Raw genomic sequence first — 25,405 nt, 5'->3', positions numbered from 1 at the left:
CTAAAGGACGACCTGAAGAAGTTTTTAAACGGTGAATTTCTCCTTTCATGTACCACTGTTTCCACCTATATATTGTTCCTCTACTTGGGATATTAAATTCTTCCCGAAGGGAGGAACCTGATTCTCCTGCTAATAATCTCTCAACGATTTGAATTTTTAATTTCTCCGGATAATAATTATGTTTTGCCATTAGAAAAACACCTCCAAATTTATTTTACTAAATTTGAGGTGCTCTTTTTTAATTGTATCTAATTATAGTGTCAGTTCCTTAAAAGGTTGTCCTTTTTGAATACGGCGAATGGGACTCGAACCCACACGGGATCACTCCCACATGACCCTCAATCATGCTTGTCTACCAATTCCAACACCGCCGCTTTATATAAATTTATTTAGACAATCGTTGTATCGTACACATAAATAATGTCACCATTTAAACCTGCGATGCCCCGAAAAAATTTTTTATCTTCTTGTTTACTCCAAATTTCTCGGAACGAAAAAAATTCTGCTCTCGATACTTCGATTTTATCTATTTCATGATCTCTTAATTGCTTGATTTTTTCTTCAAATGGATTCATGGCTCTTTAACTCCTCTTATCATCAAAGCAATAGCTAGGAGGATCAAACAAATAGGCCTCCTAAAGCTATTGACGACTAACTATTCTTGAAAATATTTACTATTTTCTATTTTTGAATTATCTTCTTCCATAATTCCGCGTAATGAGCGGTCCAACCGTTGACGTGAATTCTTTCTTTCAATTGCAGGTTTTTCAACCTTTTTTTCTGGAGCAAATAAAATATACGAATTCCGTTGTTTCTCCATCCGTTGCATCAACTCACGTGGTGAAATAGCATTCGGATCCTGATCGGGAATCAAAGAAGATGGAACAAAAGTTGGTGCAAAGGGAGTCGCACTGCGACCCGTAGTTGTACTAAAAGTGGTCTTTGTTGTTTCTTTAGGCTTATGTTCCTCAAATAATTTTACTTTTTTAGCTTCTACTCGTTCGTTATGATACATAGGCAAGTTCGCCTTATGCTGATTCAGCTCTCTTCGCGGTTCATCATCTAAAGCAACTCTACGATTTCGCTTAGGCTTAGGAAGTTCCCGACCAAAAACATCTTTTGCTTCTAATCGATGATTGGTGATCAAATCATCATTGCCATCGAATAAAACTCGCTGACTCGTAGTTGTTAGTTTAACCCCTTGGTCATCATCAAAAGCTGGGAAACGACATTTTTCTCTAGTATAGGTTTGCATACAATCATCCTTATTGTTCTCTAATACCAACTAGTTTAGCACAAAAAGCTAGAAAATGCTTTCGATTTTCTAGCCACTATTTTAAATAAAAAAGATCAAGCATCATATACAAATAAGCTACCTTTAGGAGCAATTATCTCATCCTCGAAAATATTATCAAGAATAGCATAATCCCCTTGATAAGCACGGGGACTAGAGAGCTCACTAACTTTTATTTGTTGTTCTTGATCGGATTGATTAACCGCATAAATAGCATAAGCCTCGTCAGTATAACGAATCACACCAAATATTTTTTGTGTTTCCGAATAAAACGGGAAAAAATTTCCATAATTCAGTACATCATATTCTTTTCTTCGTTGAATCCATTTTTGACAGCTTTCAAAAATAACTGGATCAATTGAATTCCAAGGGAAAATCTTTCTATTTTCAGGGTCTTTGCCACCGGTTAATCCAGCCTCGTCTCCGTAATAAACACAAGGGATTCCTGGCATCATAAACATCAAGCCCCAAGCTTGGTCCAATGCTTCAGTTGAATTACCCAGCATTGACAAAATCCGTTCAGTATCGTGTGTTCCAATATTATTCAGTTGATTATAGTAAAAATCTGGCGGGTAATTTTCTTGGTAAAGAATCATTTCTTCACAGATTTCTTTTAATGAACGATCGTCATTCATCAAGTCTAAGATTTGCTGGCGCAACGGGTAATTCATAACTCCCTGCAAATGGTCGCCAAAAACATATTTTCTTCGTGTATCATAGGCTACTTTATTCGAAGCATCTTCCCAAACCTCGCCAATTAAAATCTTATCCTGATAAGCTGAAAGATTTTTTCGGATTCCGGCAATAAAATCATCCGTCAATTCATCTGCAACATCTAAGCGCCAGCCATCAACACCTAAAGAAGTCCATTTTGCCAGCACACTATCTAAATCACCGTAAATAAATTCTTGATAGCGCGGATTTTCTTTACGAACTTCTGGTAAATCAGCGATTCCCCACCATGCTTTATAATCATCTGGGTAATGATTGAAAGTAAACCAATCAAAGTATTCACTATTTTGATCACGAGCAGCTCCAGACTTTTCTCCATAAAGTCCTGAGATGTTGAAATAGCGGCTGTCTTTTCCTACATGTGAGAAGACTCCATCTAAAATAACTGCAATGCCTTCAGCATGTAGTGCTTCAAGTAAGTCCTCGAAATCTTCTTCATTTCCTAAAATACCATCAATTTTAAAATAATCATTGGTGTCATAGCGATGATTGGAGGAGGCTTCAAAAATAGGATTCAAATAGATGGCTGTGATGCCTAACTCTTTGAAATAAGGAATTTTCTTTTGAATCCCTTTTAAATTACCTCCGTAAAAATCCCAACGAACGATTTCATCTTCTTTGTTTCGAATATAAAAAGGTTCATCTTCCTCCGTCGCATAAATAAATGAATTTTTCTTAGGATCATTGATTTGACGATCGGGATTACCATTCGCAAAACGATCTGGAAAAATTTGATAAAAAACGGCTTCGCGATACCATTTAGGCGCGACCTCTGGTTTTTGGTAACAGGTTAATTGATATGGGACTACATCATGCTCTGAACCATATATTTTCCCTTCTCCACCTTGGCCATTAAAGCCATAAAACTGAATCGTTTCATAACCCGCTGATTGATGAACGATCTTGAAATAATAAAAGTACAATCCCCAACCTTGATCCATCGGTGTTTCAAAATAGAATCGATCTTCAGATACAGCTTTCATCGGAAACACTTTTTGACCGACATTGCTACCTTCTTTATGAACAACTAAATAGGCTTTCGACATTTCTGGTTCAGGTACCGACAGCCAAATTTTGACTGTCGTTTCTTCCTGAACAGCTCCGAATGGCTGTTTGTATCGTTCTAGCCAAGGATTAAAGTAAATATGCTTCATGTTTTGTCACTCCTCGATCATCGTTATGTGCGAAGACTGGTTCGATTTGCCAAATATCTTCAGCATAACGTTGGACTGTTTGGTCTGAAGAAAAACGACCTGCATTAGCAATATTTCGCAAACTAATTTGCAACCAGCGATGCTGGTCTTTATACGCTTTATCAACACTCATCTGGGCAGTACAATACGCCTCGAAATCACGCAAGACAAAGAATTCATCATTGTATTTAATCAAAGAATCAAAAATTTCTTGTCCTTCAGCCAGAATATTAGGAATGGTTCCATCGATCAAAGTATCTACAACACGTCGGACAGTATTGTCTTTTTCATAGATTGAAGCTGCATGATAAGTCCTATTTTCATAATATTGATATACTTCTGCCTCTGTTAAACCAAAAATAGCAATATTTTCATCTCCAACAGCATCTCGAATCTCAACGTTTGCACCATCTAAAGTAGCAATCGTAACTGCCCCATTAAGCATCAATTTCATATTTGAGGTCCCTGAGGCTTCTTTTGAAGCTAAAGAAATTTGTTCACTGACATCTGCTGCAGGAATGATTCGTTCAGCTAGACTAACGTTATAGTTTTCCAGAAAGATGATTTTTAACTTATCATGGATTGATTCGTCATTGTTGATCAGGCTAGCAGTTTCATTGATTACTTTGATGATCGATTTAGCGTAATGATAACTTGGCGCTGCTTTTGCTCCAAAGATAAAGACTCGCGGCTCAATCGGTAAGTTAGGGTTTTCTTTCAAATCTAAATAAAGCTTGATGATATGCAATAGATTCAACAATTGTCGTTTGTACGCATGCAGTCGCTTGATTTGAATATCAAATATGGCATGCGGATTCACTTCAACACCGCAATGTTCTTGGATGTATTTAGCTAATCGTTCTTTATTCGCTAACTTGGCAGCAGCTAATTTGGTCAATACTTGATCGTCATTTTCATAATTCAATAACAATCTTAAATCACCTGGCGTTTTGCGCCAAGTCTTTCCAATCGTTTCATCTAGAACTTTACTCATCGATGGATTAGCTAATTGTGTCCAGCGACGTATTGCGATCCCATTCGTTTTATTATTGAATCGTGCGGGGTATAACTCATAGAAGTCGTGTAACACAACTGATTTCAATAAATCCGAATGTAATTTTGCTACACCGTTGGTTGAGTGAGAACCAATGATCGCCAAATGAGCCATATGGACTTGATCATTTTGAATAATCCGTGTCCGCTGGATCAAATCAAAATTCTGTACACCAGTCATTTCGGCTACAAAACGACGGTCAATTTCCTCAATGATTTGATAGATACGTGGACAAACATTTTTCATCATAGTAATTGACCATTTTTCTAGTGCTTCTGCCATGATCGTATGATTCGTATAACTCATTACTTTTTGCGTTAAGTTCCATGCACGATCCCAAGAAACCTTTTCTTCATCGATCAGTAGCCGCATAAATTCAGCGACACACATAGCTGGATGAGTATCATTGATATGGATAGCTACATATTGATTGATTTTATCGATTGGCTGTTTCAACTCTTTGTAGTAGCGTAAAATACTTTGAACACCTGCTGAAACAAAGAAATACTCTTGCGATAAGCGTAATCGTCTACCCGCTTCATTTGAATCATCTGGATATAAAACGGAGGTCAAATCTTCCACTGCTCGTCTAGCTTCAACACTTCGGTAATTGTCTTCTTCCTCTGCAGGGATTTCTACTGACCAAAGACGCATAGTATTCACGATATTATTTTGATAACCAACCATCCCCGTATCATAAGGAACGGCTCTTACGACCATTCCGCCTTGATAATGTGGTGTTATATTCCCAGTTTCATCGGATGATAGATGAACATCACCGCCTAAACGGACGTTGACTGCTTTACTTTCTTTTCTAACTTCCCACAAATTCCCTTTTTGAAGCCATTCATCGGGTAATTCTACTTGATAGTTATCAACAAAACGTTGTTTGAATAAACCATATTCGTAGCGAATCCCATTTCCATTTCCCGGCAATCCAGTAGAAGCGATCGAATCCATAAAACAAGAAGCTAATCGGCCAAGTTCGCCATTTCCTAAAGCCATATCCGGCTCTACGTCCGCTAAGTCATCTAATTTGATTCCCAATTCAGAAAGACCTTCTTCAACGATATCCAGCCATCCCATATTTAATAAATTACTTTTCAACATTTTTCCAGGTAAAAATTCAATTGAAAAATAGTAACTTTGTTTTTGTTCTGCATCCCGATAGTCTCGCCATGTTTGTCGCCAATCTTGTGAGTATTCCGAAGTCATCAATGAACCCAACGTTTGATATAGCTCGCTTGGTGAAGCATCTGATACTTCCATCGCAAATTTTTCAGCCAATCGACGACTGAAACATTGTTTAAATTCTTTTTTGTTCATTTTTTCATCTCCAACCTACTTTTTTTAGTTCGACATATTTAAAAAAGTCAGAATCCATGGCTTTAAGCCCTAGATTCTGACAATTAGAACCTTACAATTGTTGATACAATGCTAAATATTGTTGACTAGATTCATTCCAACTAAAATCTTTAGCCATCGCTTGTTGCATTAATTCTTGCCAAATTTCAGAGTGATTTTGATACAATTCAATCGCCTGTTTTAATACATTCATCAAATAAAACGGTTGGAAATTATCAAAGCCAAATCCAGTTCCTTTATTAGTAATTGGATTGTATGGTTCAACGGTGTCTTTTAGTCCGCCAATTTCATGAACAATCGGTAGTGTCCCATAACGCATGGAAATCATTTGTGATAATCCACACGGCTCAAATGCTGAAGGCATCAAGAACATATCTACTCCAGCATAGACCTTTTGAGCTAAACTCAAATCAAAAGCAATATTGATACTGGTTTTTTCGGGATATTGTTCCCCAAAATAGCGAAATTGATTTTCAAAGTTTGGATCACCCGTTCCAATCACTACTAATTGCACATCGAATTGCATCAAATTTTCCATTTCTTCTAACAATAAATGGAAACCTTTTTGATACGTTAAACGGCTGACGATTCCAACCAACGGAATGTCAGCGTTTACTGGCAATCCTAGGTGTTTTTGGAGCTGAACTTTATTTTCAATTTTTTTGGCTAAATGTTTAGCATCATAATTTTCAAATAAAGCTGGGTCTTTCGCAGGGTCGAACATTTCATAATCGATTCCGTTAACGATCCCACTTAATTTACCGCTCTCCATTCGCAAAATAACATCTAATCCGGCACCAAATTCTGCTGTTTTTATTTCTTCTGCATAAGAGGGGCTGACAGTTGTTACCCGATCAGCATAAAGAATTCCGGCTTTCATGAAGTTGACACAATCATTAAAGCGAACCGTCCCATCTTCATAACGCTCATTCCCCATTCCGAATAGATCGCCCAAGACTCCTTGATCATATTGACCTTGGAATTCAATATTATGGATCGTCAAGACTGTATGAATCGAATCAAATGCTTGGATCCAACGATATTTTTCTTTTAATAAAAATGGAATAAACGCTGTATGATAATCATTCAAATGCATCACATCTGGAATGAAATTGATCTTTTCCATCAGCTCGATCACTGCTAATTGAAAGAACGCAAATCGTTCACCATCATCATAATAACCATACAAATCAGGGCGATCAAAATAATGCAGATTATCTAAGAAGTAATAATCAATTCCTTTTAAGGATAGATACTTTACTCCACAATATTGTTTTCTCCAACCGACATTGACCTCATAAGAGAACAAATCTTGGATTTGTTCCTTGTACTGATCTGCAATCTTTGTAAAGTAAGGCAAGACAACTTTGATTTCTGTACCTTTTTCTTTCAAAGCTTTAGGTAAAGCACCAGCGACATCGCCTAATCCGCCTGTTTTAAAAAAGGGTGCACATTCTGCAGCAACAAATAATGTTCTCACCTTTACTCGCCTCCGTAAATATCACTCAACACATGGGTATTTTTTTTGACCACTAACGGATGTTCTGCAGAGCCTATGATTTTAACGCCTGGTTCAACGACTACATTCTTATCTAAGATCGCATACTTAACGATAGCATTCTCCTGGATTTTACAGTTAGCCATTACGATCGATCCTTCGATTTCGGCATCTTTTTCGATCACAACACTTCGAGAGAACAAAGAGTTATGCGCTTTTCCATCAACTAAACAGCCCGTCGCAAATTGACTGTTTTTAACATCCGAGGTAGCTGAGTAATAGGTAGCTACTTCATTTTTTAATTTTGTATAAACTTTGTGTTTTGAATACAATAATGAAGCAAATTTTTTCGGATCTAGCATGTCCATATTTGCATCATAATAAGATTTAACATCAAAAATATTGCTTAAAAAGCCCGTATATTCATATGCTTGAGTTTTAACTTGACCCATCATTTGATTGAAGAAGTCTAATAAAGCCACTGGTGCACCAGAATTTTGACCTTCTTGTAGGGCAGTCATTAAATGATCTGTACGACAGATAAAGATCTTCATTGAAAGATTCATTAATTCATTATCTGAACGGCCTTCTAACGAATTGTGATTTCCTGTCACCATGCCTCGGTCATCGACTTCTAAAATTTCATCTTGGTGATAGATTTGATTTTTTGGCATTTTTTTGTAAACAACCGTCAACTCACTATCACTTTGTTCGTGAATTTTTAATACTGCGGTCAAATCAATGTTGCATAGCATCCGATTACCCATAAACACAGTATATTCAGATTTTGACTTATTCAGATAATCAATTACAGATTCAAAATAAGGACGGCCTTCTGCTTTTCTTTTCAAGAAATCTTGATAAAAATGAATGAAATATCGACTATCGACACTATCTAAATGCCACTCTCGACCCCCACCAATATGATCAAACACAGATTTTGTTTTTCCTTGGTTGAAAAGCATATAGACAGATTTTACATTGGCATTGATCGTGTTTGATAGATTGAAATCAATCAATCGATACTTACAATCGAACGGCAACGTTGCCCATGGTCTTTTTTCCGTTAATGGTAATAATTCAGGACATTCATAAACATTTCCTAAGATCGCACAAAGTTTATTCGCTCTCACTTCTCAACACTCCAATCACTTCTGAATAACCCACTACGGCGATTTCATCAGTTCCTTCAACTACAGCCCCATCGCCGATAATTGCATTTTCACCAATAATCGCTTTTTTGATTTGAACATTTTTACCGATAGTTGCCCCTGGCATGATGACACTGTCGACAACTTTCGCCCCTTCTTTGATCTGAACATCACTAGATAAAATACTGTGCTCGACTTCTCCGGCGACATAAACACCATCCACGACTAGCGAATCTTTCACCTGTGCGGTTTCAGTGAAAAAATGCGGCGGCGAAACTGGATTTTTAGCAGAAACACGCCAAGATTTATCTCGAATATTCAAGCTATGATTCGGGTCGATGAATTCCATATTAGCTTCCCAAAGTGAATCGATCGTTCCCACATCTTTCCAATAGCCTTCGAAGCGATACGCAAAAACATTTTCGCCGCTCTCGATATATGCCGGGATAACGTGTTGACCAAAGTCCAACATTTGGTCATCTTTTTTGTAGCTGTTCAATAACATACTACGTAGACGACTCCAGTTAAAAATGTAGATACCCATTGAAGCTAAATTACTTTTTGGCTGTTCGGGTTTTTCATCAAATTCAATGATTCGATCATGTTCATCAGTATTCATGATCCCGAAACGTGATGCTTCCTCGATAGGAACTTCGATTACAGCGACTGTTAAAGAAGCCTCATTTTTGATATGGTCTTTCAACATTGCTTCATAGTCCATTTTGTAAATATGATCTCCGGATAAAACCAATACATACTCTGGATCCATTTGATCGATATAATCCATATTTTGGTAAATGGCATGGGCCGTTCCTTCAAACCATTTACTTCCATCATTACTTGAATAGGGTTGTAAAATCGTAACCCCGGAATTCAATCCATCAAAACCCCAACTAGATCCATTGCCAATATGATTATTCAACGCCAACGGTTGATATTGCGTAACAACACCTACATTATTGATCCCAGAGTTAATGCAATTACTTAAAGTAAAATCGATAATCCGATAGCGGCCACCAAAAGGGACGGCAGGTTTTGCAATTTTTTGTGTCAGTTTGCCCAGCCGAGAACCTTTTCCGCCGGCTAAAATCATTGCTAATATTTCTGTTTTCATTTTAATTGATGAAGGCTATTCCTTCATCGACCTCCCCTCTATTTCTTACGTGTGTTAATTGATTCTGGTTTTAAAATAATAGCTCCTAAAGCTGGAACAGTTGTCTGAATCGACTGTTCGTAGTTTTTGAACTGAATGGATTCACTTTGACAACTATCATTATGTCGCGTCCAAGTTCCCCCGAACTCCTCCATTTCAGTATTCCAAACTTCTTTATATGTTCCCGGATAAGGAACACCAATAGTAAACTTTTGGCGTTCTACCGGTGTCATATTCAAAATAATAATCAGAAAATCTTTTTTACGTTTTCCTTTACGCATAAATGTTAAAACCGATTCTGAAGTGTTATCCGCATCAATGATCTCCACAGTTTCGGCCGAATCTTCAAGTTCCCAAAGAGCGGTTTGTTCTTTATAAAAATGATTGAGTTCTGATGTGAATTTTTGCATTGAATGATTTAACGGATCATTTAAATCGTTCCACTCAAGCTCTTCATCAAATTTCCATTCTAAAAACTGTCCCCACTCACTGCCCATAAATAATAATTTTTTACCAGGATGTGTGATGAGATACGTATATAGATTACGCAATTGAGCAAATTGTTTATAACGATCGCCCCACATTTTATGCATCAGACTCTTCTTCCCATGAACAACCTCATCATGGGAAAGTGGCAAAATAAAATTTTCTCGCATCATGTACATAAACGAAAACGTCAACAGCGTAAAATGGTCTTTTCGAAGTACTGGGTCCATTTCATAAAAGCGGAGAATATCATTCATCCAACCCATATTCCATTTAAAATCAAACCCTAATGCGCCATTTTCAATCAGGCCTGTTACAGGTGTCTCAGATGAACTCTCTTCTGCAATCATCAATACATTGGGATGAGCAAGTTTGATTACAGCATTTAACTTTTGCAAAAAATAAAAGCCTTCAAAATTACGATTACCGCCTTCATGATTTAGTGTCCAAGGCCCTTCGTCATAATCACGATAGATCATACTAGAAACGGCATCGACGCGAATTCCATCGATATGAAACATTTCAATCCAAAACATAGCACTTGAAATCAGGAAGCTTTGGACTTGAGGTTTTCCTAGATCAAAATTGATTGATCCCCAGCGGTTATTCTTGGCTCGATCTGGATCAGTATATTCAAATTGCGGTGTTCCATCATAATAGGGCAATGTGTCATCATTGATACAATAATGACCTGGAACCCAATCGACTAAAACGCCGATATTATTCAAATGGCACGCTTCAACAAAATCCTGAAATTCTTCGGGTGTCCCATAAGACGAACTTAAAGCAAAATAACCAATTAATTGATATCCCCAAGAACGGCCTAGTGGATGTTCCATTAAAGGCATAAATTCTATATGTGTGTAATTCATTTTTACTAGATAGGGAATCAATTCTTCTTTTAAATCAGCAAAACTATACGGCTCTCCATTTTCATGTTCTTTCCATGAACTCGCATGAACCTCATAAATATTCATTGGTCGCTTAAATTTGTTGGAACGTTTATTGCGACCAATCCATAAGCCATCTTTCCATTTTTTTGCTGGAAACTCGTAAAGCTCTGCAGCAACCCCCGGTCGTTTTTCAAAGCGTACTGCAAAAGGATCAATCTTATAGACTTCACGTCCATCTGCTTGTTGAACCTTAAATTTATAGAGGTCTTTTTCTTTTGCATCTTTACAGTGAATTTCCCAAATACCGCTTAACTCATCTTTTTCCATTAGATGTCCTTGCCAGTCATTAAAATCTCCTACTAAGGAAACTTTCTGGGCATTGGGTGCCCAGACACGAAAAATGTATCCTTCTTTTTCTTTATGCGCTCCTAAAAATTGTTGGACATAGAAGTTCTCACCGGATAAAAATTTGGTGCTTGCTTCATTTGATAAATCAATTATTTTGTTTATATTTTCTTTCATGAGAACCACCTTTTCGCAAAATATTCAAGCGCTTTAGATTAGAAATTAATGTACAGAATCTAATAATATATAATTATTTCGTTCTATTATAATAACACAAACGCTTAAAAAACAATTGATTGAGCCATCGTTAATTTTTTTGTTTATTATTAAAAGCTCTCATTAATATTATAATATAATAAGAATTAAAAAAGAAGCACAAATTATATTATATCTAAAATATTTTTTCTCTCGTAAATAAATAACTATTATTATTATTATATTTTATTTTCATAACTATAGTTATCATCAGCTTACCTTTCGTTCTATTTGCCTTTTTATCAAATAATCGGTAGGCTTGTATTAAATAATTTTGTTCGATTGACATTTTCTACTCATTTAAAAAGGAGGTACTCTCTTGATCGATTTAAAAATGTTAGCGATGATCTTTTTTATCAACTTAGCTTACGTCACCCTTAATACGATTCGTTTTATGTTAACGATTAAAGGATATCGTGTATTGGCTCCCATTTTAAGTATGATTGAGATCACAATTTATATTTTAGGCCTTTCACTTGTATTGAATCGTTTAGATAATCCGATCAACCTTTTCACTTACGCTTTAGGTTATGCCATTGGAATTAGTATCGGGATTAAGATTGAAGATAAATTAGCATTAGGTTATATTATGGTCACCGTTATTCTCCCCACAAATACCAATAAAGAAGGTAGTTTGCCTCGTGTGTTACGTGACAAGGGATATGGGGTTACGCAATCGTATGGCGAAGGACTCGAAGGAGATCGGATGGTATTAGAAATTTTATCACCTAGGAAAACCGAACGGACGCTTTACGCCTTAATCAAAGAAGTTGAGCCACGTGCTTTCATCATTTCTTATGAACCAAAATATATTTCTGGCGGATTTTGGACTAAAAAAGTTCGTAAGAGACAAAAAAACAGCTCGAAGGCTTAACTTCGAGCTGTTTTTTTCCATATAAATTGAATTAATTTATTACGCAATTTGGCACTTTTTGTAATCGCAGAGTGACCCCCACTTTTTCCAGTAACTGTCATTTCTTGATAACTATGAGCATGCTTTTGAAAAAGATTCCGTAAAGCAAAAGCACTGTGGGTGGAAACAGAACCATCACTCTCAGAGCCATCTTTTAAATCACCAGCAATCGCTAGCACATTTAAATTATGTGGTAATTGATTCATTGCCCGATCAAAGTATTGATAGATTGGTGTTTCTTCACTAGGGCCCTCTGCTGTTAATTCAGAAGCAAAGACTTCATCTGTTTCTTCTGCTATCTCTAGGTCATTGAACGGAGCTGCGATTGCCACAAAACGATCCGCGATCGGTGTTTGACCATCTGCGTATTCCAATAAATACCTTAACGTCGAGACACCACCCATCGAATGACTGATAAGATTTACATGACGAACTTTTTGTTGGTACAAATAACGCATAACATTATCGATCCACTCACTTTGAGTGACTTCATCTGTTACATCTTTAGCAAAAAGGACCATAACCGTTGGATTATCATTCGTATTCTTTAGTTTACCTTCGACTTTAAGCGAGCCATCTGCTTGAACGACGATTGTCATTTCGCGTTTGGCCACATTTTCTTTTTCTAAACGAACTAAAAGCGGACCAAAAGAAAAAGAACTCCCTTCATATCCATGTATAAAAACCGTCGGAACGTTAGAGTAATGGATATCTTTTCGTTCCGTAAGTGTTCCTGGGCTAAAGTACCGCAAGCGTGTATAAAAAATTCCTCCGCATACCAACAAAAAACCAACGATCAAAATCAATCCTTTGATAAGTCTTTGCATCTACTACGCCTTCTTTTTAATCAAATAAGTAAAACTTTCTCGGTTTCCTAACAATCTTTCCGCTAATTCATGTGCAAAAAAGAAGTCTGAAGTTTCCGCTGTCCATTCTTGTTTTTCAATCAATATTGGCTGTTCAACAACCGGGATAGCCATTTGCCACTCCGGTTCATTTACAACTACACCGCTGGCTAACAAACTTTCTAAAAAGATCGATGCTCGTCTTGGCGCTTTACCTTTAGAGATCCTTTCGATCAGTAAAGTCAATTGATTGGTGAAAAATTCACGATTGACATCGCCTAGTAGGTGAGATAATTCTGGATATTTTTGAGGTTGATCGATTTCAGCAAAGTAATTAGGCAATGTCTTAGCTGAACTATTTTGTTTATTGATTGTAACAATATCAAATTGCGAATGTTCTAGTCGTGTACAAAATGGCATTGAAAATTCAACCATTAAAGTGGTTGGAACTGACCTCGATAACAGCCCTTCCGCTAGCCAAACCAATAACTCATCATCAGAATATTTTTTTGTTTGCCGCTCTATAAATGCCCTAACTATTTGAGTTGTGGGATACGTTTGGATAGCTTCCAGTTTCAATTGATAACGCCGATCTTCTCTGGAAATAATCTTACTAGCAATCAACAGCTCAAGTTGTTTATCTAAATGCTTATTTTCAGGAAATTTTTGACGAATCGTACGTAAAATAACCGGTTCATCTAGATCAAAAAAATAAGTTATTAATGCCTGAATTTCTGTTTTTTTTAATTCTTGAGACAACTTTTTATCATCTGTATATATTTGCATGCATATTGCCTTTCCAATAGGTAAAATAAAAATTTTTTATATTTATCGAAAAAAGTGGACTTCAAGAGTCCACTTTTTCAACTAAAAAAATTATTTTTCAAAAGCTTCCGTTAATTGAGGAACAATTTGTTTTTTACGTGATACTACACCAGGTAAAAACGCACGATCATTTGTTAATTGAACACCAAAAGCTTCGGTCACTTTATCTCTTGGTTCACCAGCAACCAACAATTCAGAATCTGAATCTAAAACATTTGTTACTAATAATAAGAACAAGTCGTAGCCATTTTCAACATTTGCTGATAGCATTGCGTCGCGCAAAGCATCTTGACGAGCAAATACTTCATCTAAATCAACTGTATTTACTTGTGCGATCCGAACCGTCTTATCAGCCATTGGGAATGATTTAGCATCTAAATCCAATAATTCAGCTTCTGTTTTTGTTCCTAGATTCGTTCCAGCTTTTAATAAATCTAAGCCATAACTGTTCAAGTCAACACTGGCAAGCGCAGCTAATTCATTCGCTGCATCGATATCTTCTTGTGTACATGTTGGTGACTTAAATAATAATGTATCTGAAACGATAGCTGATAACATCATACCTGCAATTTTAGCAGGAACAGTAATACCTTTTTCTTTGTACATTTTTAATACGATCGTTGATGTACAACCTACTGGTTCTGCACGATAGTATAAAGGATTTGCAGTTTGGAAGTTCGCGATTCGATGATGGTCGACTACCGCTAAAATATTTAATTTTTCAATATCAGAAACGCTTTGTTGGAATTCATTGTGATCCACTAACATGATATCATTTGTTTCATCTGCAATAGCAGTAACTACACGGGGAGTTGTCAAACCAAAGTGGTCTAATGCAAATTGTGTTTCTTCGTTTGGCGTGCCTAAAGCAACTGCTTCAGCATCTACACCTAACTCTTTTTGTAAATTAGCAAAAGCAATCGCTGCTCCGATCGCATCTGTATCAGGATTTTGATGTCCGAAAATTAAAACTTTTCCCATAGTTAATTCGCTCCTTTAAATAAGTTCTTCTTTATCATATCAAAAAAAAGGAAAAGAGCAACCAGATGCCACTCTTTTCCTTAAAGTTTTAACGTTTTAAATAGCCTTTATAATCTTCTGTATGCAAAAGTTTTTTCGCATTTTCAACACGATCATCGGTTGGCGGTTCGATTCCTTCTAGCGGATACTTCAAACCCATTTCTTCCCATTTATACTTGCCCATTGTGTGGTAAGGTAAAATTTCTACTTTGTCTACATTATTCAAAGATTTAATAAATTTATCTAATCGAATTAAAAATTCGTCATAGTCGCTTCTAAAAGGTACCAATACGTGGCGAATCCAAACTGGCTTGTTGATATCAGAAAGATATTTCGCCATCTCCAGGATGTTGTCATTACTTTGTCCAGTTAACTCTTTATGTTTTTGATTGTCGATTTGTTTGATATCAAATAAAACTAAATCTGTATATTGCATCAATTCTTCAAATTTTGAGAAAAATGGTTCATCATGTGTAAAGGGTTTGCCGCAACTATCTAAAGTAGTACTGACTCCCATCGCTTTCGCTTTTTTAAATAAATCGATCAAAAAATCGATTTGTAGCAAAGGTTCCCCACCACTAACAGTGATTCCACCTTTTTTACCCCAATAATTTTTATAATTCAACGCTTCTTGCAATACATCATCGGCTGTTCGTTGTTTCGCTTTGGGATCATTGATTTGCCAAGTATCAGGGTTATGGCAAAATTGACACCGCATCCGGCAGCCTTGCATAAATACAATGAAGCGTACTCCGGGTCCGTCAACAGAGCCAAAACTCTCGATTGAATGGACATTTCCTAAGATAGGTTGTTCTGTGATAGTTGACATATGTAGTCCCCCTAATTCGTTTTATAGGTGAAACCTATTAAAAAGTAAGGCGAATAGACCTCCGTCCATCCGCCCTTACTTCGTTATATATTTGATCTAACAATTACATTTTTGAATGGAAAGTACGGCTGATAACATCTTCTTGTTGTTCACGAGTTAAATCGATAAATTTAACGGCATAACCAGAAACACGAATAGTAAAGTTTGCGTATTCTTCTTTTTCTGGATGTTCCATCGCATCAACTAATTTTTCTTTACCAAAGACATTCACATTTAAGTGGTGTGCTCCTTGGTTGAAGTAGCCATCTAAAACACTCGTTAAGTTTTCAATCCGTTCATCTTCATCATGACCTAAAGCATCTGGATTGATACTTTGAGTATTTGAAATACCATCCAATGCGTATTCATAAGGTAATTTTGTTAATGAATTAAGTGAAGCTAATAGACCATTTTGCTCAGCACCGTAAGATGGGTTAGCACCTGGAGATAATGGTTCGCCTGCTTTACGTCCATCAGGCATTGTACCCGTAGCTTTACCGTAAACAACATTTGAAGTGATCGTTAAGATAGATGTTGTTGGTTCTGAGTTGCGGTAAGTATGATAGTGTTCAAGTTTTTCCATGAATTTCTTCAATAACCAAACAGCAATATCATCCGCCCGTGCATCATCATTCCCATATTTAGGGAATTCTCCGTCAATCTTGAAGTCAGTAACGATACCATCTTCGTCACGTAATGGGAATACTTTTGCATATTTGATAGCAGCTAATGAATCGACCACGTGAGAGAAACCAGCGATTCCAGTAGCAAACGTACGTTTTAAATTAGTATCCATCAACGCTAATTCAACAGCTTCATAGTAATATTTGTCATGCATATAATGAATTGCATTCAATGTATTCACATACATCCCTGCTAACCATTCCAACATGTCATCGTATTTCGCCATAACTTCTTCAAAATCTAACGCATCATCTGATTCAATTGGACGATAATCTGGTCCGACTTGCGCTTTAGATTTTTCATCGACCCCACCGTTGATCGCGTATAATAAAGCTTTTGCTAAGTTAGCCCGCGCACCAAAGAATTGCATTTCTTTACCCGTTTGTGTAGCAGATACACAACAGCAGATTGCGTAGTCATCTAACCATACCGGACGCATCACGTCATCATTTTCGTATTGAATAGATGAAGTATCGATTGAAATTTTTGCTGCATAATCTTTAAATCCTTCTGGCAAACGAGAAGAATATAATACAGTCAAGTTGGGTTCTGGAGAAGGTCCCATGTTTTCTAATGTGTGTAAGAAACGGAAGTCATTTTTCGTGACCAATGTACGTCCGTCCATTCCCATACCAGCGATTGAAAGTGTCGCCCAAACTGGATCTCCTGAGAACAATTCGTTGTATGATGGAATACGTGCGAACTTAACCATTCTTAATTTCATTACTAAGTGATCGATTAATTCTTGCGCTTCTACTTCAGTCAATGTACCATTTTCGATATCACGTTGGATATAAATATCTAAGAAAGTAGAGACCCGACCGATTGACATGGCTGCGCCATTTTGTTCTTTGATAGCAGCTAGATAACCGAAGTAAGTCCATTGAACTGCTTCTTTGGCATTTTCTGCTGGGCGAGAAATATCAAAACCGTAAGCCGCAGCCATTTCTTTGATCCGTTTCAATGCATTGTATTGGTCAGTGATTTCTTCCCGCAAGCGCATATCTTCTTCGGTGAATTGTCCATGACCACAATTTTCATGATCTTTGAATTTTTCTTGCATCAAATAATCGCTTCCATATAAAGCTACGCGACGGTAATCACCTACGATACGTCCACGGCCGTAAGTATCTGGAAGACCCGTGATAATTTTATTACGGCGTGCCGCTCTGATTTCTGGCGTGTAGATATCAAATACTGCTTGATTGTGTGTTTTGTGGTATGTGTTAAAAATTTCTGTATATTTAGGATTTGGTGTATAACCATAGCTTTCTAATGATTCTTCCGCCATACGAATCCCACCGTAAGGCATAAATGCACGTTTTAAAGGTTTGTCTGTTTGGATTCCTACGATTGCTTCTTTGTCTTTTGCTCCTTCGTCAATATAGCCAGCGCCATACGCATTGGCAGCAGAAACAACGTCTGCTTCCATGTCTAAAACGCCACCATTTTCACGTTCTTGTTTTTGTAGTTCTTGTAGCTTGCCCCATAATTCGTTTGTTGCTGCTGTTGGATCTGCTAAAAATTCAGCATCGCCTTCATAAGGTTTGTAATTTGCTTGGATAAAATCACGTGTGTTGATCTCTGATTTCCATAAATGTCCTTTAAAGCCTTCCCATGCAGCCTTTTCAGTGTTTTTCATTTGTTTAAGTTCATTTGTTGCAGTTCCCATTTTAACAGGACCTCCTTAGAATTTAAAAACGTAATTGCTACAGCTTTACGAACACAGTATAACACATTAATCCATTTATGCAAGCCTTTACTTGTGAAAGATTATCAATATATTTATTTGAACTTGTTATCGTTATCAACCCTTTATTAATAAAGGTTATCTCGAAATATAGATTTCAATTTAACTTATGAAATACCAGACTATTTTCAATATTGTGATAAAAAAAACGGCTTCTGTATTAAAACAGAAACCGTTTTTTATTGTATTTATTAATACAGATGATCTATTCTTGAATCAGATTTTGTTCTTGAAAAACAGAGAATAATTCGCCATCTTTCTTCTCGTCGATCACAAAACTGCCGTTTGAAATCCGATCACTGATCGGCACCTTAGTGATATCTAATTCTTTTTCTGTACCATTTTGAGTTGTTAATACTAACGTTCCCTCTGTGTCTGTTGTCATGTAAGCCAGACGATGAGGATTTTTTTTCAATTCACGGAAAATCATCAACCCGCGTTTTGCACGACCTAATTGTGGCAATTCTTGTGCCAGCATACGCTTAGCTGCCCCACGTTGACTCAATAATAAAATTGGTGAATCACCTTCCGAAGGAACCAATGACCCAGCTACAACATAATCACCATCTTTTAAATTGATAGCTTTCACCCCAGCAGCTTTCGAGCCAACAACAGGAACCTCATCTAGTGGATAACGTAAACCAAATGCTCGATGAGAAGCGATCAGAACATCGACATTCAAAATATCGCTAGTTAAAAAGACCGATACGATTTGGTCAGTATCACTTTTCATTTTCATCGCAGTGGTCGGACGACTGCGATATGTTCGCCATGGTGAGAATTCAGTCATTCGCGTTTGTTTGATCATGCCATCTTTACTGATAAAAATAAAGAGCTTGTTGGCATCGATTTCTTTATAAGGGAATGCCGCAATGATTTCTTCATCCATCGATAAATTGGTGATTGTTTGCGAAATATGTTCGCCAACATCTTTCCATTTTAATTCAGTAATTTCATGGATTGGACGATAGATCATATTGCCTCGATTGGTCAAAATCAATAAATGATCCAATGTATTCATTTTATCGATAAAGATGATCGTATCGCCATCTTTCATTCCATGTTCATCAGGACGAGAAGCATTGTAAGAACGAATACTACTACGTTTTAAATAGCCTTCTTTGGTCAAAGTAACAATGACATCTTCTTGAGCGATCAAGACTTCGGTATCGATTTTGATTTCAGTGATTTCATCTTCGATTTTCGTCAATCGATCATTGCCATAATTTTTTTTGATTTGACGTAATTCTTGTTTCATCACTTTATGCAATTCTTTTTCACTATTCAAAATCAATTGCAATTCTTGGATTTGAGCAGCTAACTCTTCGGCTTCTTTTTCTAAGTCGGTAATATCTGTATTCGTTAAGCGATACAATTGCAATGTTACGATTGCTTCGGCTTGTTCTTCAGAAAAAGCAAACCGCTCAACCAAATTATGCTTAGCATTTTTTTTATCTTTGCTTCCACGGATCGTAGCGATCACTTCATCTAAAATTGACAAAGCTTTCATTAATCCTTCAACGATATGCTGACGTTTTTGCGCTTTTGCTAGCTCATATTCACTGCGCTTGGTGATGACCACTTTACGGTGAGCAACATAACTTTCCAAAATATGTTTCAAGCCCACTTGTTGAGGAGTCATATTATCGATAGCAACCATATTAAAGTTGTAATTGATTTGCAGATCCGTATTTTTAAATAAATAATTTAAAATTCCTTCTGCGTTTGCATCTTTTTTCAATTCTACAACAACTTGTAATCCCGTACGGTCAGATTCATCACGAACTTCAGCGATGCCGTCGATTTTTTTATTTAAACGGATCTCGTCCATTTTCTTGACCAATACCGCTTTATTGACTTCGTATGGAATCTCATGGATCACGATTTGTTGTTTTCCGCCTTTTAGCGGTTCAATCGAGGTTTTAGAACGTAGAATGACTTTGCCTTTACCAGTTTCATAGGCTTTTTTGATTTCAGCTTTCCCTTGTAAAATACCACCTGTTGGAAAATCTGGCCCTGGAATATATTCCATAATTTTATCTAGTGTGGCATTAGGATGGTCGATCAAGTATACTGCACCATCAATCACTTCTGCTAAATTATGCGTCGGGATTTCTGTAGCATAACCGGCAGAGATCCCAGTTGACCCATTAACTAATAAATTAGGATACGCGGCAGGCAAAACAGTTGGTTCTTTTTCCGTATCATCAAAATTCCAAACTAAATCAACGGTGTTTTTCTCGATGTCTTTTAACATTTCACCACTCAATTGTGATAAACGAGCCTCTGTATACCGCATTGCGGCAGGAGGATCGCCATCCATTGATCCATTGTTTCCGTGCATTTCAATTAAGACTTGTCGTAATTTCCAATCTTGACTCATCCGCACCATTGCTTCATAGATCGAACTATCACCATGAGGATGATAGTTCCCCATGATATTTCCGACAGATTTGGCAGATTTACGAAATCCTTTATCATACGTATTACCATCTTTGTTCATGGCATATAAGATCCGACGTTGAACAGGTTTCAATCCATCGCGAATGTCTGGCAATGCCCGTTCTTGAATAATATATTTTGAATAGCGGCCAAAACGGTCACCCATTACTTCTTCTAATGTTAATTCTTGGATCGAATGTTTTGCATCCATCGTTCGACCACCTCCTACTCATCAAACAAACTGATTGAACTTGTATCATCAGCCGTTTTTTCTGCTTCATTTTGTTCTGGGATCGGTTCTGCTTGTGATTCTTCTTTATTGTCTAACAAGCTACCTTCTTCTTCTAATGTAAATTGAACATGGTTTTCGATCCATTTACGACGAGGCTCAACTTTATCCCCCATCAAAGTCGTTACGCGACGTTCTGCTTGAGCTGCATCATCGATCCGTACACGAACCAATGTCCGATACTCTGGATCCATCGTTGTTTCCCATAATTGTTCTGCGTTCATTTCTCCAAGTCCTTTGTATCGTTGGAGCATATAACCTTTGCCGACTTTACCGATGACAGATTGTAATTCATCATCTGTCCAAGCATATTCAACTACTTGTTTACGTCCAGCACCTTTTGAAACTTTATAAAGCGGCGGTAATGCAATATAGACTTTTCCAGCTTCAATCAAAGGTTTCATATAGCGATAGAAAAACGTTAATAACAAGACTTGGATGTGCGCTCCATCCGTATCTGCATCGGTCATAATGATAACTTTATCATAGTTGCAATCTTCAATTGAAAATTCTGGTCCAACACCAGCACCGATCGTATAAATCATCGTATTGATTTCTTCATTTTTTAAAATATCTTGCATTTTCGCTTTTTCGGTATTGATAACTTTCCCACGTAACGGCAAAATAGCTTGGAATTTCCGATCGCGTCCTTGTTTGGCAGAACCACCGGCTGAATCTCCTTCGACTAGGAACAATTCATTTTTTGCAGCATTTTTTGATTGTGCTGGAGTCAACTTCCCAGAAAGCAATGATTCGCCTTTTTTACGTTTCTTACCATTACGGCTCTCTTCACGAGCTTTGCGAGCTGCTTCACGAGCTTCGCGAGCTTTGATTGCTTTCCGAACAAGCATTTGACTATTTTCACTATTTTCTTGTAAATAGAAGCCCATTTGTTCTCCGACTACATTATCTACGGCACCGCGGGCTGCTGGTGTCCCCAATTTCCCTTTGGTTTGTCCTTCAAATTGTAAAAGATTCTCTGGAATTCGTACCGATAATACAGCTGATAAACCTTCTCGGAAATCTGATCCTTCAAGATTTTTATCTTTGTCTTTCAATAAACCAGTTTTACGTGCATATTCATTGAATGCTTTGGTCATCGATGTCTTCATCCCAGCTTCATGAGTACCGCCATCTTTGGTTCGAACATTATTGACGAACGATAAAACATTTTCAGAATAGCCATCATTGTATTGATAGGATAATTCTACTTCGATACCATCACGTTCACCAGAAAAATAAACGACCGGTGTCAAAGTATCTTTGTCTTCGTTTAAATATTGAACGAATTCTTTGATTCCTTCTTCAAAATGGAAGATTTCTTGGACCTGTTCTTCTCCACGTAAATCTGTCAGCGTAATTTTTACCCCTTTTAATAAAAAGGCTGACTCACGTAAACGCTCAGATAGTGTTTCGTAAGAAAAATGCATCGTAGAAAATATTTTTTCGTCTGGCAAGAAATGGACTGTTGTCCCATTTGGTTTTCGAGTTTTACCGATTTTTTCCAACGTACCTTGTGGTTTCCCACCATCTTTAAATTGTTCGCGGTATTCAATACCGTCGCGGACGATCGTAACCGTCAGCCACTCAGACAATGCATTTACCACACTGGCACCTACACCATGAAGCCCACCTGACGTTTTGTAACCACCTTGCCCAAATTTCCCACCAGCATGAAGGATCGTAAAGATTACTTCAACTGTTGGAATTCCTGATGCATGCATACCAACTGGCATACCACGTCCTTTATCACTGACTTCTACACTATTATCTGCGTGAAGCGTGACTTCGATCTCATTTCCATATCCAGACAATGCTTCATCGACAGCATTATCTACGATTTCATAAACTAAATGATGCAAGCCGCGACTATCTGTCGAGCCGATATACATCCCGGGTCTTTTTCTAACAGCTTCTAAACCTTCCAATACTTGGATCGAAGCATCATTGTACTCGTTTTTTAAATTAGCCAAGCTTACAACTCCTTATTTCTATTAACGTCTGTATCTTTCTTTTTCAGAAAAATAATTTTGTTATTCGTATTGTGTAGTTTTCCAACTAAACTATTAAAAATCTAATTGCTTTGATTGATGACAATAAAAGTTGGATTGGCATCCTTACCTAAAGTACATCATTTGTATGATACGCTAAAAGTCCGTAAAAAAAAAGCCTATCCTAAAAGTGGAAAGACTTTTTAATCTTTTTCTTTAAGATTTATGAGCCATTTTTTAAGCTTGTTTGTTCAACTCAATCTTCACACAACGGTTCATTACGATATCATTTCTGCCTTGATCTTGCAATAATTTCGCTGCTTCTTCACTTTCTAACCCTAATTGAGCCCAAAAAACTTTAGCATCTGTTTGCAAAAAGGCTTTGGCCACTTCAGGTAAAAATTCGCTACGTCGGAAAACATCCACGATATCAATCGTAACAGGTACATCAGTCAATTCGGCCACTACTGGGATTTCATTGATTGTTTGACCTGCCAGCTTCGGATTCACACCATATAACGTATATCCGTGTTCTTTTAGGATCTCAGCAATTTTATAACTTGTTTTTTCAGGTTTGTCGCTTAAACCTACCACCGCAATCACTTTGGCTTCATTCAAATATTGAAAAATTTTTTCTTGGCTTGGATTTTGAAAAGTCATTTTATTCCCTCACGATCAATTTAAATTTTAGTCATTATCATAAAATAAGTATAGCATGTGATTATAGATTTGTTCACTGATTTGAAATCTGCTAAAATGACGTTACAACTATAGAAATGAGGATTTATATGAAAATCGCTATACTGATGGTGCTAGCGTATCTCCTTGGCTCCATCCCTTCTGGAATTTGGATTGGAAAATTATTTTTTAAAAAAGATATCCGCGAATACGGTAGTGGAAATTCGGGAACGACGAACACCTTTCGTATTTTAGGAAAAGAAGCTGGTCTAGTCGTCTTTGCGATGGATTTATTGAAAGGAACATTAGCGACTTGTTTACCGATGCTTTTCCACTTAGACGTTAATCCGTTATGGTTTGGCTTAATTGCAGTGATCGGTCATACTTTACCAATCTTCGCAGGCTTTAAAGGCGGAAAAGCTGTGGCTACTAGCGCAGGGATGCTGTTAGGATTTGCCCCATTGTTTTTCTTTTATTCTTTAGTCTTTTTCTTAGTCGTTTTGTATCTAACTAGTATGGTTAGCGCGGCTAGTATTTTATCTGCTATTTTTGTAACTCTATCATCTATTCTTTTGCCTTATTTTTGGCCTACTATTTTACCAACGCACAACTGGCTACTGACTTTAGTTTGTTTTGTGCTAACTTGCTACATTATTTTCCGACACAAGGAAAACATCCAACGAATCAAAAATGGAACAGAAAATCGTGTCTCTTTTGGATTGAACAAAAAGGAGAAATAAATGGATGAACAACTTTTAGATTGGGCAATCGAGCTCCAGGCATTAGCTCAAGCAGGATTAGCTTATACAAAAGATCCTTTTGACGAGGAACGTTTTGAACGGATTCGGACAATCGCGATCGAAATGTTAGCCGTACAGTCACCTTTGCCGATATCAAAATTGCGTACTCTATTTGCTGATGAAACAGGTTATCCGACACCAAAATTAGATACTCGTGCGGCTATTTTTGATGAGGATAAAATATTGTTGGTTCAAGAAAAAAATGAGCGCTGGTCTTTGCCAGGTGGATGGGTCGATTTTGATCAATCGATCAAAGAAAATACCATCAAAGAAACACTGGAAGAGACCGGTTTGAGGGTTGAACCGGTTAAAGTTATTGCTATCCAAGATCGTAATAAGCATAATTTACCTCGTTACGCCTACAGTGTTTGTAAAGTATTTGTCGAGTGTCAACTGATTGGCGGTTCTTTTATCGAAAATGTTGAAACCTTGCAAATTGGCTGGTTCACGAAAGATCAGTTACCCCCGTTAGCGGAGGCAAAGAATACTCAAGCTCAAATCGATTTATGTTTTGCGGCTCATGAAACTTTAAATTGGCAAGTTTTTTTCGATTAAAAAAGGTCACTTTCTTGAGAAGTGACCTTGGAAGTGCAACTACTTTTTGATACAAAATAAAAAGAGCAACTCAATTTAATCTTGCTGACCGGTAATCGACGGGCGAAAGATACCCTAATTTGGATAAAATTCTATTATGATTCCAAAAATAGATGTAATTTTCTACAATATCGATTACTCTAGTATTAGAGCCTATCGTCTCTTTTGAGATGTAGAACGTTTCTGACTTTAGTGAGGCATGAAACGACTCTATTGGAGCGTTATCTGAAGGTGTCCCCTTACGGGACATACTTTGGATAACGTTTTTTTGTTTTACTCGCTCACAG

The 25,405-nt window shown here is 37.1% G+C and carries 21 protein-coding genes and 1 tRNA gene; 3 read left to right on the top strand and 19 right to left on the bottom strand.

The genetic code is table 11. The annotated features are described in order from the left end of the window. From ACKTSC_RS12240 to glgB, 10 genes are all read right to left on the bottom strand, one after another. The coding region (locus ACKTSC_RS12240; protein ID WP_407857206.1) for a helix-turn-helix domain-containing protein at positions 1–190 on the bottom strand (190 nt) is incomplete at its 3' end. 100 nt (positions 191–290) lie between these two features. Next, a tRNA-Leu gene (locus ACKTSC_RS12235) sits at positions 291–374 on the bottom strand. Between the two features lie 15 nt (positions 375–389). After that, a complete protein-coding gene (locus ACKTSC_RS12230; protein WP_332581342.1) occupies positions 390–575 on the bottom strand; it encodes a hypothetical protein in 186 nt (61 codons plus the stop codon). An 80-nt stretch (positions 576–655) separates the two neighbouring features. After that, a complete protein-coding gene (locus ACKTSC_RS12225) occupies positions 656–1,255 on the bottom strand; it encodes a hypothetical protein (RefSeq protein ID WP_407857758.1) in 600 nt (199 codons plus the stop codon). A gap of 95 nt (positions 1,256–1,350) precedes the next feature. Then, a complete protein-coding gene (locus tag ACKTSC_RS12220) occupies positions 1,351–3,180 on the bottom strand; it encodes a glycoside hydrolase family 13 protein (RefSeq protein WP_407857757.1) in 1,830 nt (609 codons plus the stop codon). Continuing rightward, positions 3,161–5,599, bottom strand: a complete 2,439-nt coding sequence (locus ACKTSC_RS12215) for a glycogen/starch/alpha-glucan phosphorylase (RefSeq protein WP_407857756.1) — start codon at positions 5,597–5,599, stop codon at positions 3,161–3,163. Before ACKTSC_RS12215 ends, ACKTSC_RS12220 begins: the two co-directional genes overlap by 20 nt. Positions 5,600–5,690: 91 nt before the next feature. Further along, the gene (gene glgA, locus ACKTSC_RS12210; RefSeq protein WP_407857755.1) at positions 5,691–7,118 is read right to left on the bottom strand and encodes a glycogen synthase GlgA; all 1,428 of its coding nucleotides are present in this window, start codon (positions 7,116–7,118) and stop codon (positions 5,691–5,693) included. Positions 7,119–7,120: 2 nt separating this feature from the next. Then, the gene (gene glgD, locus ACKTSC_RS12205; protein WP_407857754.1) at positions 7,121–8,269 is read right to left on the bottom strand and encodes a glucose-1-phosphate adenylyltransferase subunit GlgD; all 1,149 of its coding nucleotides are present in this window, start codon (positions 8,267–8,269) and stop codon (positions 7,121–7,123) included. Further along, a complete protein-coding gene (locus ACKTSC_RS12200) occupies positions 8,256–9,401 on the bottom strand; it encodes a glucose-1-phosphate adenylyltransferase (protein ID WP_407857753.1) in 1,146 nt (381 codons plus the stop codon). Before ACKTSC_RS12200 ends, glgD begins: the two co-directional genes overlap by 14 nt. A 38-nt stretch (positions 9,402–9,439) precedes the next feature. Next, positions 9,440–11,341 carry a 1,4-alpha-glucan branching protein GlgB gene (gene glgB / locus ACKTSC_RS12195; protein WP_407857752.1) on the bottom strand — a complete coding sequence of 634 codons (1,902 nt, stop codon included), beginning with the start codon at positions 11,339–11,341 and terminating at the stop codon, positions 9,440–9,442. A 397-nt stretch (positions 11,342–11,738) separates the two neighbouring features. On the opposite strand from glgB, the gene ACKTSC_RS12190 reads away from it, so the two are divergent. Next, positions 11,739–12,293, top strand: a complete 555-nt coding sequence (locus tag ACKTSC_RS12190; RefSeq protein ID WP_332581350.1) for a DUF2179 domain-containing protein — start codon at positions 11,739–11,741, stop codon at positions 12,291–12,293. Here the strand turns inward: ACKTSC_RS12190 and ACKTSC_RS12185 are convergent. From ACKTSC_RS12185 to ACKTSC_RS12150, 8 genes are all read right to left on the bottom strand, one after another. Further along, positions 12,290–13,159 carry an alpha/beta hydrolase gene (locus ACKTSC_RS12185; RefSeq protein ID WP_407857751.1) on the bottom strand — a complete coding sequence of 290 codons (870 nt, stop codon included), beginning with the start codon at positions 13,157–13,159 and terminating at the stop codon, positions 12,290–12,292. The genes ACKTSC_RS12190 and ACKTSC_RS12185 overlap by 4 nt on opposite strands. Positions 13,160–13,162: 3 nt before the next feature. Further along, positions 13,163–13,963, bottom strand: coding sequence for a DUF1803 domain-containing protein (locus ACKTSC_RS12180; protein WP_407857750.1), 801 nt, complete (start codon positions 13,961–13,963; stop codon positions 13,163–13,165). Positions 13,964–14,053: 90 nt separating this feature from the next. Beyond that, positions 14,054–14,983, bottom strand: a complete 930-nt coding sequence (locus ACKTSC_RS12175) for a manganese-dependent inorganic pyrophosphatase (protein ID WP_407857749.1) — start codon at positions 14,981–14,983, stop codon at positions 14,054–14,056. Positions 14,984–15,071: 88 nt separating this feature from the next. After that, positions 15,072–15,851, bottom strand: coding sequence for a pyruvate formate-lyase-activating protein (pflA, locus tag ACKTSC_RS12170; RefSeq protein ID WP_407857748.1), 780 nt, complete (start codon positions 15,849–15,851; stop codon positions 15,072–15,074). Positions 15,852–15,954: 103 nt separating this feature from the next. Continuing rightward, positions 15,955–18,246, bottom strand: coding sequence for a formate C-acetyltransferase (gene pflB / locus ACKTSC_RS12165; RefSeq protein WP_407857747.1), 2,292 nt, complete (start codon positions 18,244–18,246; stop codon positions 15,955–15,957). A 283-nt stretch (positions 18,247–18,529) separates the two neighbouring features. Next, positions 18,530–20,977: a DNA topoisomerase IV subunit A gene (parC, locus tag ACKTSC_RS12160; protein WP_407857746.1), complete on the bottom strand. Its 2,448-nt coding sequence runs from the start codon at positions 20,975–20,977 to the stop codon at positions 18,530–18,532. Positions 20,978–20,991: 14 nt separating this feature from the next. Next, complete coding sequence (gene parE, locus ACKTSC_RS12155) at positions 20,992–23,028, bottom strand: DNA topoisomerase IV subunit B (protein WP_407856383.1); 2,037 nt, start codon at positions 23,026–23,028, stop codon at positions 20,992–20,994. A gap of 255 nt (positions 23,029–23,283) precedes the next feature. Beyond that, positions 23,284–23,706 (bottom strand): CoA-binding protein, encoded by a 423-nt coding sequence (locus tag ACKTSC_RS12150; RefSeq protein ID WP_332581358.1) that lies wholly within the window; start codon positions 23,704–23,706, stop codon positions 23,284–23,286. A gap of 128 nt (positions 23,707–23,834) precedes the next feature. Between ACKTSC_RS12150 and plsY the strand changes: the two genes are divergently transcribed. Continuing rightward, the gene (gene plsY / locus ACKTSC_RS12145) at positions 23,835–24,464 is read left to right on the top strand and encodes a glycerol-3-phosphate 1-O-acyltransferase PlsY (protein ID WP_332581359.1); all 630 of its coding nucleotides are present in this window, start codon (positions 23,835–23,837) and stop codon (positions 24,462–24,464) included. After that, positions 24,465–25,079 carry an NUDIX hydrolase N-terminal domain-containing protein gene (locus ACKTSC_RS12140; protein WP_407857745.1) on the top strand — a complete coding sequence of 205 codons (615 nt, stop codon included), beginning with the start codon at positions 24,465–24,467 and terminating at the stop codon, positions 25,077–25,079. Between the two features lie 70 nt (positions 25,080–25,149). On the opposite strand, the gene ACKTSC_RS12135 is transcribed toward ACKTSC_RS12140, so the two are convergent. Next, on the bottom strand, positions 25,150–25,405 hold a 256-nt coding region (locus ACKTSC_RS12135), incomplete at its 5' end, for an IS3 family transposase (RefSeq protein ID WP_407856906.1).

Source organism: Enterococcus hailinensis, from assembly GCF_045862035.1.
Classification (GTDB): Bacteria; Bacillota; Bacilli; order Lactobacillales; family Enterococcaceae; genus Enterococcus_A; species Enterococcus_A hailinensis.
This window is presented reverse-complemented; position numbering and strand designations above follow the sequence as displayed.